Here is a 12,864-nt window from a genome sequence, read left to right on the forward strand (position 1 = left end):
AATGAAAGACTTTCTGATAAAAGGAATAAAGGCCAGAGGTGTCAATGCGCCCCTGAAATATCCTGTCTATACGGCTATGGGGGCCGTCGAGACATCTCCACTCGTTTTGATTGATGTGTTAACAACTACCGATGAAGTCGGTCACGCCTATATTTTTGGCTACACACCTCTTACTATTAAACCTCTTATTTCCATTATCATGGGTATGGAAAGTGCGCTCATTGGGTTACCTGTAGCACCACAGAGTATTGAAAAAATATTGTCGGAAAAATTCACCCTGCTGGGTTTTACAGGGCTGGTTCGTATGGCATGTTCAGGTATTGATATGGCGCTTTGGGATCTGCTCTCAAAACAGGCCGGATTGCCGCTGTACAAATATCTTGGTGGTATTGCTCAACCGATAAAAAGCTACGACAGTCATAGTATGGATGGGCGAAATCTGGCGGCCGAACGCGCAGCAGGAGCTGCGTCTAGCGGTTTCAAGGGTATAAAAACAAAAATCGGCTACTCGAGTGTTCAGGAAGATATCAATGTCATACGCGGTATTCGCAAGGAAGTCGGCGACAACTTCAGCATTATGGTCGACTTCAATCAAAGCCTTACAGTGCCGCAAGCGATAGCACGGGGTCAGGCATTGCAGGATGAAGGTATCGCCTGGATTGAAGAGCCGACGCTCCAGTACGACTACGACGGTCATAAACGAATTCGTGAATCACTGAATGTGCCGATCCAGATGGGTGAGAACTGGATCGGACCAGAAGAAATGATGAACGCTTGCATGGCGGGGGCTTCAGACCTGGCGATGCCAGATATTATGAAAATCGGTGGAGTTACGGGCTGGCTGCGAGCCAGTGCATTGGCCCAGCAGTTTAGTCTGCCAATGTCGTCACACCTTTTCCAGGAGTTCAGTGCTCACTTATTAACAGTGACTCCCACTGCTGATTGGTTGGAAAAATTGGATATTGCGGAGTCGGTTGTAGACTCTTCACTCAAGTTCGTTGATGGAAATGTAATTATTTCTGATGAACCTGGGGCAGGTATCACCTGGAAGGAGTCGGAAATTGTAAAGTATATTATTTAAACTGTTAGACAGTTTTTGTAATTATATTAGATTATTAAAAACAAATAATTAAGCTCGATGCTGTTTGTCTATTCTTTAGGTAAGTTGACGAAAATACACGGATTTACCGTTTGTTTTTGCGTTGCATTGCCTGTTTTCCTGTTAACCCGCCGGGCTAATAGTCTTTAAAATAAGAAGGTTCTTATGTTTAATATTAAGAAAGTGATGCTGTCTGCCGCGTTATGTGTGCTTGCCAATACACAGGCATCTGCCGAAACGATCATGCATGTCGGAAGTTGGTTGCCGCCGACCCACCCGCAAAATGCCATTGTCCTTCCTACCTGGGCAAAATGGATCGAAGAGGCTACGCAGGGTGAGGTCAAGCTTCAAGTTAGCTACAATCTGGGCCATCCTAAGGATCTGTTCTCGCTCGTAGAAGATGGAGTTGTCGATGCCGCTTGGTCTTCAACCGGCTATGTTCCGGGGCGTTTCGAGCTGACACAGGTTGTAGAGTTGCCATTGCTCGGTACGAATGCCGAAGCCGCATCGGTGGCTTACTGGCGTATCCATGAAAAGTACCTGAAAAAGGCGAATGAATTTTCTGGTCTTGAAGTCGTGGGTCTTTTTACGCATGCGCCCGGGCAGATTCACACACTGGAGCCAATCTCCAGTCTAAGTGATCTTAAAGGCAGAAAGATTCGGCTTGGCGGCGGAGTTATGAATGAGTTGGCCGAAAAGATGGGGGCTGTCGGGGTCTCAGCGCCAGCCGGTAAAGTCTACGAGATGATGCAGCAGGGCGTTATCGACGGCACCTTCTTGCCCGTTTGTGAGCAGCGTACGCTACGACTGAATGAAATTGCGCGGAATCTGACGTTACTGCCTGGCGGGATGTACCAAACCAGTTTCGCGGTGTTCATCAATCCCGATTTTCTGGGCTCACTGTCCGAAGAAATCCGTACAGCCATTCTCAATGTCTCCGGTGAAAAACTCTCACGCCTTGCTGGCCAAGCCTGGGAGCAGTGCGGCGATGAAGCTCTTCAGGAGAGCATCGATAAAGGAGTTAGCGTAAAAATGGTTAAAGTCGGTGAACCGATGGCAGCAGAGTTCCAGGAAATTGCCACGGGAATCGACGACGAATGGTTAACCCGTGTTGCCAGCAAGGGTGTTGATGCCAGTGCCGCGCTTGCGGAACTACGTCAGACTGCACGCAATCTTGAAGCGCAGAAGTAGGAATCATCCGATGTCGTTGAGTGCCTGGATCAACCAGCACTATGTCGAGAGAGGCCCAGCCAAATGGCTGGCTTTCTCTCTCGAGGTGGCCGCTGCAATTATTCTCTTCGTTTTGATGGGGCTTACGTGTGTCGATGTCGTCGGCCGCTACCTGTTTAACAGCCCAGTGCACGGCAGTGTTGAGCTCACCGAGATTGGACTGGCGCTCATGGTATTTGCTGCGATGCCCGTAGTGACCTGGCGTTTTGGTCATGTGGTCGTGGATCTGCTGGATCGATTTATCGGAACCCGAATTCTAAAAGTCATTGGGTTACTGGTAGCGCTGCTGATCTCATCATCAATGTTTTTTCTGGCGTTCAGAATATTCGATTTGGGTGCGCGTTCGATTCTCCGTGGCGTCATAACCGAGTATCTCAGTTTCCCAAGAGGTTACATTGTTCAGTACATTGCCGTGATGAGCTGGGTAACAGCTTTCTGCGTGATTACATTTGGCGTTTATCGAATCCTGTCTCAGGAAAAAAAATAAAATATACTGGATAGATAGAGGTATTTATTATGTCAGTAATCTTAGTCGGATTTGCCGTACTCATTTTTATGATCATAGTTGCGCGAATACCGATTGCGTTTGCAATGGGCCTCGTGGGTTTTTTCGGTTTTGCGTTTATAATCGGGCTTGAATTAACAAATATCACTGATTTTCGTTGGACCATCCCGTTGTCGATGGCTTCTAATCGTATGATCGATACTGTGCAGGACTATGGCTTATCGGTCATTCCACTGTTTATATTGATGGGTAATCTGGTTACCCGATCAGGTCTTTCCGAGGAACTCTATGCCGCCTCGAACGCCTTTTTGGGACATCGCAAGGGCGGCTTATCGATGGCTACTGTAGTTGCCTGTGGTGGGTTTTCCGCCATCTGCGGTTCGAGTCTTGCCACCTCGGCCACGATGTCGAAAGTGGCCATGCCTGCAATGCGCAAATACGGATACGCGGACTCCCTTGCCACGGCCTCGATAGCGGCGGGTGGAACTCTCGGTATTCTTATTCCTCCGAGTGTCATCCTGGTGATTTACGGTTTGATGACAGAAAGCAGCATTCGTGAACTCTTTGCTGCTGGTCTGCTCCCTGGCCTGCTAGGAATACTGCTGTATCTGGGAGCGGTTCGTTACGTCGTCTGGCGCGATCCAGCCGCGGGACCGGCCGGTGAAAAGCTATCATGGCCCGAGCGCATACAGGCCCTGAAAGGGGTTTGGGGGGTGCTGGTACTGTTCACAGTGGTGATGGGGGGTATCTATCTGGGCGTTTTTACTCCGACAGAGGCCGCAGGTGTAGGCGCAGGCGGCGCTTTTATAATAGCGCTCAGCCGTAAACGCCTGACGTTGGGGACCTTGTTCCTGACGTTGGCGGAAACTGCCCGTACCTCTGCGATGCTGTTTGCAGTGGTGATAGGCGCACTGATTTTCTCCGACTTTGTTAACCGAGCCGGATTGCCGGATATGTTACTGCAGTTTGTGGCGGCACTAGATATTTCGCCGCTTGCTGTCATTCTGGTGATACTGGCTGTTTATATTGTCCTTGGGATGGTGTTTGAGAGCCTGTCGATGATACTTCTGACGGTACCGGTATTTTATCCACTGGTGGCAAGTATGGGCTTTGACTTGGTTTGGTTTGGCATCGTGGTTGTTATCGTTACAGAAATAAGTTTGATTACCCCGCCAGTAGGTATGAATGTCTTCGTGCTCAGTGCGGTTATTCCAGATATGAGAGCGAGTACTATTTTTAGAGGGGTTACGCCGTTCTGGTGTGCTGATATTGTACGTTTATTACTTGTAGTTTTTATCGCTCCGATAGCAATGCTGCTGCCGAAGTTTCTATATAGTTGAGGTGTATTTTTGTAAAATATATTATTTAATCGTACTTTCTGGATGGGAGATTTGAAATCGGATTGTAGTTTAAATCAAATATCGCTTGATAATTTAAGGCAGGGGGTGGGCGATAAATTAATTATATTTTGATGTGTCGAGTATACGAATAAAATAAAGGTCAGTAAGGCCTAACTCCGGAGAAAAAAGACAATGACTTCAAACGTATCTGCTCAATGGGATAGCAAACTTTATTTGGGAAGCTGGGTGTCTGGCCGCGGCGAGATCGTTCCGGTCATAGAGCCAGCGACAGGGAATCAGCTTGGGATGCTGGCGACAGGTACCAAGGATGATATTGATGATGCTGCCCGCATTGCCAAAGAGGCTCAGGTGCACTGGGCGGCTCTGTCTTTTGATCAGCGTGCTGCCATCATGCGTAAAGTCGCTCGCCAACTGGAGGATAATGCTGCCACCATCAATAACTGGAACGTTCGGGAATGTGGGTCTATCCCACCCAAGGCTGAATGGGAACTGCATGCCTGCATTGAGCAGGCCCATATGGCGGCAGCCCTGCCGATGCATGCAACGGGGGCAATCTTCCCGTCTTCGATGCCGGGGCGTCGCAATTACTGGAAGCGTATCCCTATCGGCGTGGTGGGTGTTATCGCTCCCTGGAATTTTCCCATCCTGCTGGGTCTGCGCTCAGTTCTGCCAGCACTTGCCATGGGGAATGCTGTGATTTTGAAGCCGGATGTACAAAGTGCAGTTTGCGGAGGCTTGTTGTTGGCCGAGCTTTTCGAAGCCGCGGGGATACCCAAAGGAGTCTTCCAGGTCGTTCCCGGCGCTGCAGATACAGGAGATGCGCTGGTACGGCACCCGGATGTCAAGATGATCTCCTTTACCGGCTCGACTCCAGTGGGCCGGCAGATTGGTGAGATTTGCGGACGTAGCCTGAAAAAAGTCTCATTGGAGCTCGGCGGTAACAACGCCATGGTCATTCTTGATGATGCTGATCTTGAATCTGCAGCATCTTGCGCGGCTTGGGGGGCTTTCCTGCACCAGGGGCAGATCTGCATGCAGACAGGGCGGCATCTGGTGCAACGCAAGGTGGCGCAGCGCTACGCTGAACTTTTGGCTGGCCGTGCCGCCAACCTAGCGGTGGGCAATCCAGCTACTGATCAGGTACATCTGGGCCCGTTGATCAATGACCGTCAAGCTGCAAGGGTTGGGGATATCGTCAACCGTTCTGTCGCACTCGGTGCGCAGGTACTCGCCGGTGGCAAGGCCAACGGTCGTTTCTTCCAGGCTACGGTCCTTGCGGACGTTACGCCCGACATGCCAGCCTGGAACGAGGAAATCTTCGGACCTGTGGCGCCGATCATGGTGTTCGATACAGAGGAAGAGGCCATCGCTCTGGTGAACAGTTCGGAATACGGTCTTGCTGTGGCGGTGCATAGCCAGTCCGAATCACGGGCCCTCAGTGTCGCCTCCAAGCTGCGTGCTGGCATGGTGCATATCAACGACCAGACGGTGAATAACGAGTTCCAGGTTCCATTCGGCGGCATGGGCGCATCGGGTAATGGCAGTCGTTTTGGTGGTCCTGCGAATATCGAAGAGTTCACTGAAACTCAGTGGGTCAGCGTGATGGGCCCAGGTATGCAGTATCCGTTTTAAATTCAAACGCCAAGGAAATTTTGGCTGGCGATGCTGCCCTGTGCTGGGACAGCATCGCTTAAAAGAGGGGATGGATTCACCAAGACTTTCGCCTGCGGCCGCCGTCCCGTATAAATCTGCGGATTATCACAATATGTATTGTGTGCATAGGGGAATCTGAAGCGGTCAACCAATACCGGAAATTAAGTATGGTTTTTCAGCATTGTAGGGCGGGCTGCCACAATTAAATTGATAAAGCGTGGCAATCTGTCAGATAGTATTAACCCGGCGGATAAATACATCGCTCATGCTGCATACAGAATGTGTCCTGCTCGGAAATAGGTTTTTACCCGCTCTGGCCGACGTTGCAATGTGAGCATGCACGATCGAGTGCGTTTCTTCAGGTCGCAGTTCAAGTATTCATCCGGGTTCAGTTCAGGCGAGTACGCGGGCAAAAAAACACTTCCAGATAGCGCTTCACGGGCTTCTTTGCGAGCCAGCGCTTCACGATCTTGGCATGGTGGACGCGCAGGTTATCAAGAATCAGAAACACTTTGCCGGGCGTCGACTCGATCAGTGCCCGAAGAAACTTGATCAGAACCTTGGCGTTCATCGTCGATTCGTACAGCATGAAACGCACGGCCCCCTGGTTGGTGATCGCCGAGATCATATTCAGTGATACGCGCTTGGCCGGCAGTGGCTGCACGGGCGTTTTGCCGATCGGAGCATAACTACGGCCATGCTGAGTTGTATTCTTGATCCCGGTTTCGTCACCCCAGAAAATCTGCGCGTTCTCTGCTTTGGCGCGAGCCTGGATTTGCGGATACTCCTCTTTCAGCCAAGCATCGACCCGGGCCGGGCTCTGTTCCCAGGCTTTCTTTAGCGGCTTCTGCGGCGAGAAGCCCCAGCGCTTGAGATAGTCTCCCAAAGTCCGAACCGGAATGTCGATCCCCCAGAATTGCTTGATTAGCTGAGCGATAGCACGCCGCGTCCAGAGCGCAAAACCCAGTTTGTACTGATCCGGCATCTGGTCTTTAACCGCCTCAATGACACGCTGCTCCTGCGCCTCTGTCAGGCGACGCGGTTTGTTCTTGGGGCCCCGTTTTTGTACTGTCAAAGCCGCCTTGCCGCCGGCTTCATAACGCTGGTACCAGCGTCCAACAGTATCGGGGTGAACATTGAGCAGCTGCCCGATTTCACGGAAAGTTTTACCTTTCAAACGGAGTCGAATGGCCTGCTGCCTGAGAAGTTCCTGTTGCTCTGTGCTGAGCTTGCGTGCCCTGTATGTCAACCTAAGCCTGAGCCAGTGGATTTTGAGATAACATCTAAATCAGGGCGCTCAGGAGAATGACTATGCCAAAACCTGCTACCACTGCTAATCCCAAAGTTGAACCCAGTCCCGCACTGGAAAAGCGGGTGCGCAGAGCCTTCAGTACCGAATACAAGTTATCCATCATCCAGCAAGCCGAGGCCTGCCAGCATGGTGAGTTAGGGGAACTGCTGCGCCATGAAAAATTGTATTCCAATCAACTGTCTCAATGGCGTCGGGAACGGGATGAGCGAGGGCTGGATGGTCTGAAAAAATCCGCCCCAGGTCCCGCGCCGAAGAAGACCGCTGAGCAAAAACGTATCGAACAGCTCGAAAAAGAGAACGACCGGCTACGCAAGCAGATCGAGATTCAGAATGGCTGCCTGACGCTCCAAAAAAAAGCCTTGGATCTACTGGACATGCTCGACGAGGACGCGTCATGAATCAGTTGCTGCAGGCACCATTACCCTCCGGTATTTCTGAACGCCTTGCTTGTCACGTGCTGGATATTGGTCGCAATACCTTTCGTGCCATACGCGCCCGTTATCACCTGTGCGGGCCGGTGAGCCCACACCGACGAAAGCGCAAGGATATCCAACCACGCGCCTTGAGTGTCGAAGAGCGTACTCAGGCAAAAGCGGTGTTGAGCCGTGCTGAGTATCATGACCAACCACCGGCGCAGGTGTATTACCGGTTTCGCTCCCAAGATGAACGCTTTGACGAACAAAAAGAGAAGTATGGCCACCGCCATGAAGAGCACCGCAAAAGCGAGTGTCACAAGCAAATCTCGGCCAGTGAATTTGACTACGATCCCGTGAAGCAAGCGTGTATTTGCCCACAGGGAAATGAACTGACGTTTAATGGCCTCAGATAAGATGATCAGGGAAACCAGGCGGCTTATTTTACTGGACGACTGTTCGCTTGTCGGGTGTGCCCGATTAAAGCCGATGGCATGGTCAATCCATCCTCGGCGGATCATCGTAACGGCTCGGGAAGGCAAGTCTCATTCCGAGTGTACAGCAAGGTACCGACGTACACGGATTGGATGACCAATCTGCCAGGAGCCGATTGGTGCGTCAGCCCGAAGGGCAAGTATCAGGACGATACGAGCAACCAGGCGTATCGACAGTGATGAAGGTAAACGAATTGACAGCCACAGGATGTCGACGGTGGAGTCAGTGTTTGCCAATATTGAATATAATAAAGGCTTGAAGCGATTCAGCCTGAGGGGTAAAAAGAAAGTTCAAGCGCAGTGGCAACTATTCAGTGTGGTGCACAATATTGAGAAGTGGTCACCGAGAATGAGCTATTGAAGAAGGAGTATAGAGAGGAATGGATGCAATGAAGCAGATTTTTCGATTAAAGACAGAGCGAATCCTGAGTTCGGACATTTCTGGGACAGAGTTTGGATCTGTTGGATTTTGTGACGGCTGTTTCGGATATGGTGAATAAATACCTTCCGAAAATACTTTTTCTACAGCTTCGTTATATTTTAGGAGTGAAGGTGAGAATACTGTTATTAATGTTGGCGATTTTCTTATCAGTACAATGTTGGTCGCAAGATGTTCCTGAACATGCTTCAAAAAATTCATATGGAGATGGCTGGGCGTGCAATAAGGGTTTTTATAAATCGGGTCGTCAATGTCAAAAAGTCAAAATACCGAAGAATGCAGGTTTGGATTTATATGGTAGTGATTGGAAGTGTAATGAAGGATTTAAGAGGGTTGGTAATGCGTGTTTGGTAATGATTCAAGGAGAACAGAAGCAACCGCGTGAGAAAATAAAAATACTGACGACGAAAATGCAATGCCTTGCAGTTGGAACTTGTAATTATAGCGCTGATGGCTCGAGTGTTGCTTGTGGTGGCCAGTCTGATATATGTGCATATAGCGCTGATGGCTCGAGTGTTGCTTGTGGTGGTCAGTCTGTAAAATGTGCATATAGTGCTGATGGTTCGAGTGTTGCTTGTGGTGGTCAGTCTGTAAAATGTGCATATAGTGCTGATGGTTCGAGTGTTGCTTGTGGTGGTCAGTCTGTAAAATGTGCATATAGTGCTGATGGTTCGAGTGTTGCTTGTGGTGGTCAGTCTGTAAAATGTGCATATAGTGCTGATGGTTCGAGTGTTTCTTGTGGCGGTCAGTCTGGCACATGTGCATATAGTGCTGATGGTAAAGATATGTCTTGTGCTTGCGACTAAAATGTAACAGGGCACTTAAACGGAACCCTGAATTCAGGTAGCAAATCGGAGCGATTTACCATTTCTGGTCATGTTTTGAAACAAATCGCAGAGGCAATCGATCATGAGTCAGCGAGATGTCGGTGCTGAGATCTTGGGCGGTATTAGAGAAATACAGCAGTACAAGAAAGGCAAGGTTCAATTCAAAACCGCAGAACTGTCGGAGCCGTGACCACCCCAAGTAATCCGTTAAAGCTCAAAATGTCTCAGTCAGCGTTTGCGGGGCGTCAGTATGCTCACGTTCCAAGATTGGGAGCAAGGCCACCGCGAACCGCAAGATCCGGCGGCTGCATGTAATGGATGCGGAGCATGGTGGGCAGCGGGTCATCAGGTCGACCAGTGGCTTTGACGGGGTGATATTGGCCCCGTTTTTTCTCGAGCTGGGCCCAGGGAATCAGCGGATCCATCTTTTCCAGAAAGATTTTACGACGGGTTTTGCGTTTTTTGATCTGCTCTTCGAGTTCGGCGAAGGTCATCTGAGTCGTGTTCAGTCATGCTGCTGACTGATCAGGCGATTGTCGCTGATTCGAGTGTGTTTTCAGAGCGTCCCTAGGGGTGATTCAGTAACAACGTCAGCGCGACCAGCAATAAAAGAACACCCATAATCACATCCAGCATCTGCCAGTGACGGGGTGAGCTGAGATAAGGTCTGAGCTGACGGGCAGCAATCACCAGAGTGCCAAACCACAACGCCGATCCGCAGGCTGCGCCCACGACAAACAGGCCCGGATGACTTTGCTGGGCACCGACACTGCCAATTAATACCACGGTATCCAGATACACATGGGGATTGATCAACGACAACATCATCACCTGGCCGGCACTGCGCCAGCGGTTGACCGGCTCCGATGCCGCAGCAACCACCAGGCCATCATTACCTTGTAGCGCCCGTCCAAAAGCTTGCAGCGCCAGCCACAGCAGCAGGGCAATACCGAGCCAGGTTAGCACCGGCACCAAACCCGGCATCAGGGTCTGGATATAATCCAGACCAAATACTCCGGTGGAAACGAGCAGGACGTCCAGCGCCACACAAACGCCCGCGATGGTCCAGGGGTTCTCTCCACGCAGGCTTTTTTGTAACACCCAGGCATTTTGTGCCCCGATGGCGACGATCAACCCCATGGTAATGGCAAAGCCAGTGATGAGCGGTTGTAGATTCAAGAACAGATCAGACACAAGCAGGGTGCTCCAGTACTCAGAAAACGCAGCGATCATAGCGGCAGCCGCAATACCGCTCCGCCCCCAGGCAGTAGCTGGCAGGCGGATGCGTGGCAGAGTAGGGAGAGACCTGCTATAAGTCCAAGTCATAAATCTAATGAGATATTAGAAGGTCTTATGATTGACTACCGTGCTCTGGAAGCCCTGGTCGCTGTGATTGAAACCCGTGGGTTTGAACGCGCCGCACAACGACTGAGTGTCAGTCAATCGGCGATTAGCCAGCGTATTCGTCAGCTGGAATTCAAACTTGGCCAGCCGGTATTACTGCGCACCACACCGCCGAAACCTACCGAACTGGGGCAGCGCCTCGCCAACCATTTGCAACAGGTGCAACAGTTGCAACAAGGTTTGCTGTTGAACGAAGAGGCAACCGGGCAATCCGTGCGGATACGCTTGGCGGTGAATGCCGACTCCCTGGATACCTGGCTGGTTCCCGCGCTGGCAGCGGCACCAGGCAGTGACAGCATGGACTTTGAGCTGCTGGTGGAAGATCAGGACGTTGGCCTGCGACGGATGAAAAATGGCGAAGTCATGGCCTGTATCTGCGCCGCCGACACCCCGGTTAATGGCGGCCTGGTGCAGCCGCTCGGCATCCTCAGATACCGGGCCTTTGCCAGCCCCGGTTTTGTCGCACGGTATGGTGCTGGTCAGCCGCTGTTAATGCCGCAACCGCCACTGGCACAATTGCCTTGCCTGATTTTTAACCAGGACGACCGTCTGCAGCATCGTTTTTTGCAGGCGCTGTGCCCGCAACAACCGGAACCGCAGCGTTATCATATTTCGCCCACCTCCGAAGGGTTTGTTCGTATGGCGCTGGAAGGCCTCGGCTACGGCATGATGCCGCAACTGCAAATCGCCAAATACCTCGAAGAGGGCACGCTGGTGGATGTGGTACCGGGTTATCACCTGGATGTGCCGTTGTACTGGCATTACTGGCAAACCGAAAGCCCGGTGATGCGCGGATTGAGGGCAGCGGTGGTGACGATGGCACGAGATCGTCTTATTCTGGCGACCGCATCCGCTTAAGCCAGTGCCCATGTCTCTTACCATATTTCTTAATCGGCGATACCTGCCAAGCCAGTAAAAAAATATCAGCTAGGGTGTATGAGCGGAACGCGTAATATACCCAATCAGTGTGATGTAATACGCCTTCGGCTATTACATCTTGCCTACTTCCCCGGTTTGCCTGGCTCGTTACTTGATCTGACTGAGCCGCCACACGCCGAAGACCACCAGTGCCATACCGGCGATGCTGAGCAGCGACAAACTTTCACCCAGAAAAATCACCGCCAGCGCTGTGGTGGCTACCGGGCCGATTGTGCCGCTCATGCTGGTGCGTTCGGGGCCGATTCGGGCAATGGCGGCACTGATCAGGAAGGAAGGCAACACCGTGGCAATGATTGCCAGTGCGGCAATTCCCAGCCAGATGGTGGCTGAATACTCTGGCACCAGCGGGTAGTCCACGCCGGTTAACCAGGAATCCACGCGTTGATGCACCAGAATCGCCAGCGTTGCCGAGGTCATGGCGATGCAGGTGAACAGAATGCTGCCAAGCTGGCGAATCGAGTTTTTGCTGAAGAGCAGATAGCAGGCAAAGGTCAACGCCGCGCTGAGTACCAGTCCGGCACCCATCATCAGCTGGTCGTTATTCACTCCGGGAACGGCTGCCAGCATGTCCATGTCATGGCCGTACATCAGGGCCAGGCCGCCGTAGGTGATAAGCAGGGGCAGAATGATGGCCGCTTTGAAGGTCTGACCAAAAAACAGCATGCCCAGTATGACAACCATGGATGGGTAGGCGTACAGCACCAGCCGTTCCAGCTGGGCGCTGACGTATTGTAGCCCATACAGGTCGAGTACGGATGACAGGTAGTATCCCAGCAAGCCGATGCTGGCGGCTTTCAGTAAATGCCTGGTGGCCGGTTTGCTGGCCAGTCTGGCCCAGGCCAGATACCCCATGATCAGGTAGAAAGGCAGAGCCATTGCCATGCGCAGCCAAATCAGCGGCAGTACCTCAACGCCAAGGCTGTACAGCCATTTGATCAGAATGGGTTTGGTGGAAAACAGCGTGGCGGCACACAGGGCAATGATCAGGCCGAAACGCTGATCGTTCTGGGTGGCTGCAGATGAATAGCGGGCAGTCATATTGCATACTCATTCAGGCGGGGTTGGGATCACGGCGTGAAGACTGGATGTTTGGCTGGTGGGTATGAGGATCTGGCTGAGACAATCCGACCGGTCGCTGCCATCAGTCCAACATGGCGAGAATATGGGCGAAACAGGCAAAAATCCGCA

Annotated in this window: 13 protein-coding genes and 1 pseudogene; 10 read left to right on the forward strand and 4 right to left on the reverse strand. The window is 51.5% G+C overall.

Going from position 1 to position 12,864, the window contains the following annotated elements:
* Window position 1 precedes the first annotated feature (1 nt).
* From SOJ49_RS03795 to SOJ49_RS03815, 5 genes are all read left to right on the forward strand, one after another.
* On the forward strand, window positions 2–1,081 hold the full coding sequence (locus SOJ49_RS03795; RefSeq protein ID WP_369856900.1) for an enolase C-terminal domain-like protein: 1,080 nt from the start codon (window positions 2–4) through the stop codon (window positions 1,079–1,081).
* Between the two features lie 183 nt (window positions 1,082–1,264).
* Window positions 1,265–2,290, forward strand: coding sequence for a TRAP transporter substrate-binding protein (locus SOJ49_RS03800; RefSeq protein ID WP_369856901.1), 1,026 nt, complete (start codon window positions 1,265–1,267; stop codon window positions 2,288–2,290).
* Between the two features lie 10 nt (window positions 2,291–2,300).
* Window positions 2,301–2,816, forward strand: coding sequence for a TRAP transporter small permease (locus SOJ49_RS03805; protein WP_369856902.1), 516 nt, complete (start codon window positions 2,301–2,303; stop codon window positions 2,814–2,816).
* A 29-nt stretch (window positions 2,817–2,845) separates the two neighbouring features.
* Window positions 2,846–4,174 carry a TRAP transporter large permease gene (locus SOJ49_RS03810; RefSeq protein WP_369856903.1) on the forward strand — a complete coding sequence of 443 codons (1,329 nt, stop codon included), beginning with the start codon at window positions 2,846–2,848 and terminating at the stop codon, window positions 4,172–4,174.
* A 192-nt stretch (window positions 4,175–4,366) separates the two neighbouring features.
* Entirely contained in the window at window positions 4,367–5,827 is a 1,461-nt protein-coding gene (locus SOJ49_RS03815) for a benzaldehyde dehydrogenase (RefSeq protein WP_369856904.1), read from the forward strand.
* Window positions 5,828–6,111: 284 nt separating this feature from the next.
* Here the strand turns inward: SOJ49_RS03815 and SOJ49_RS03820 are convergent.
* Window positions 6,112–7,097: pseudogene (locus SOJ49_RS03820) on the reverse strand (IS630 family transposase).
* 62 nt (window positions 7,098–7,159) lie between these two features.
* Here SOJ49_RS03820 and SOJ49_RS03825 point away from each other — a divergent pair.
* From SOJ49_RS03825 to SOJ49_RS03840, 4 genes are all read left to right on the forward strand, one after another.
* Complete coding sequence (locus SOJ49_RS03825; protein WP_369856905.1) at window positions 7,160–7,558, forward strand: transposase; 399 nt, start codon at window positions 7,160–7,162, stop codon at window positions 7,556–7,558.
* Window positions 7,555–7,989: a hypothetical protein gene (locus tag SOJ49_RS03830; RefSeq protein ID WP_369856906.1), complete on the forward strand. Its 435-nt coding sequence runs from the start codon at window positions 7,555–7,557 to the stop codon at window positions 7,987–7,989. The genes SOJ49_RS03825 and SOJ49_RS03830 overlap by 4 nt, the downstream gene beginning before the upstream one ends.
* Before the next feature lie 286 nt (window positions 7,990–8,275).
* On the forward strand, window positions 8,276–8,428 hold the full coding sequence (locus tag SOJ49_RS03835) for a transposase (protein ID WP_369856907.1): 153 nt from the start codon (window positions 8,276–8,278) through the stop codon (window positions 8,426–8,428).
* A gap of 92 nt (window positions 8,429–8,520) precedes the next feature.
* A complete protein-coding gene (locus SOJ49_RS03840) occupies window positions 8,521–9,312 on the forward strand; it encodes a hypothetical protein (RefSeq protein WP_369856908.1) in 792 nt (263 codons plus the stop codon).
* Window positions 9,313–9,587: 275 nt separating this feature from the next.
* On the opposite strand, the gene SOJ49_RS03845 is transcribed toward SOJ49_RS03840, so the two are convergent.
* Both SOJ49_RS03845 and SOJ49_RS03850 read right to left on the reverse strand, forming a co-directional pair.
* Window positions 9,588–9,827, reverse strand: a complete 240-nt coding sequence (locus SOJ49_RS03845) for a hypothetical protein (protein WP_369856909.1) — start codon at window positions 9,825–9,827, stop codon at window positions 9,588–9,590.
* A 73-nt stretch (window positions 9,828–9,900) separates the two neighbouring features.
* The gene (locus SOJ49_RS03850; RefSeq protein WP_369856910.1) at window positions 9,901–10,527 is read right to left on the reverse strand and encodes a LysE/ArgO family amino acid transporter; all 627 of its coding nucleotides are present in this window, start codon (window positions 10,525–10,527) and stop codon (window positions 9,901–9,903) included.
* A gap of 159 nt (window positions 10,528–10,686) precedes the next feature.
* Between SOJ49_RS03850 and SOJ49_RS03855 the strand changes: the two genes are divergently transcribed.
* The gene (locus tag SOJ49_RS03855) at window positions 10,687–11,595 is read left to right on the forward strand and encodes a LysR family transcriptional regulator ArgP (protein ID WP_369856911.1); all 909 of its coding nucleotides are present in this window, start codon (window positions 10,687–10,689) and stop codon (window positions 11,593–11,595) included.
* Between the two features lie 168 nt (window positions 11,596–11,763).
* Here the strand turns inward: SOJ49_RS03855 and SOJ49_RS03860 are convergent, their stop codons facing one another.
* On the reverse strand, window positions 11,764–12,714 hold the full coding sequence (locus SOJ49_RS03860) for a DMT family transporter (RefSeq protein WP_369856912.1): 951 nt from the start codon (window positions 12,712–12,714) through the stop codon (window positions 11,764–11,766).
* Between the last annotated feature and the right edge of the window lie 150 nt (window positions 12,715–12,864).

Origin of the sequence: Candidatus Thalassolituus haligoni (genome assembly GCF_041222825.1) — a bacterium.
Taxonomy (GTDB): domain Bacteria; phylum Pseudomonadota; class Gammaproteobacteria; order Pseudomonadales; family Oceanobacteraceae; genus Oceanobacter; species Oceanobacter antarcticus.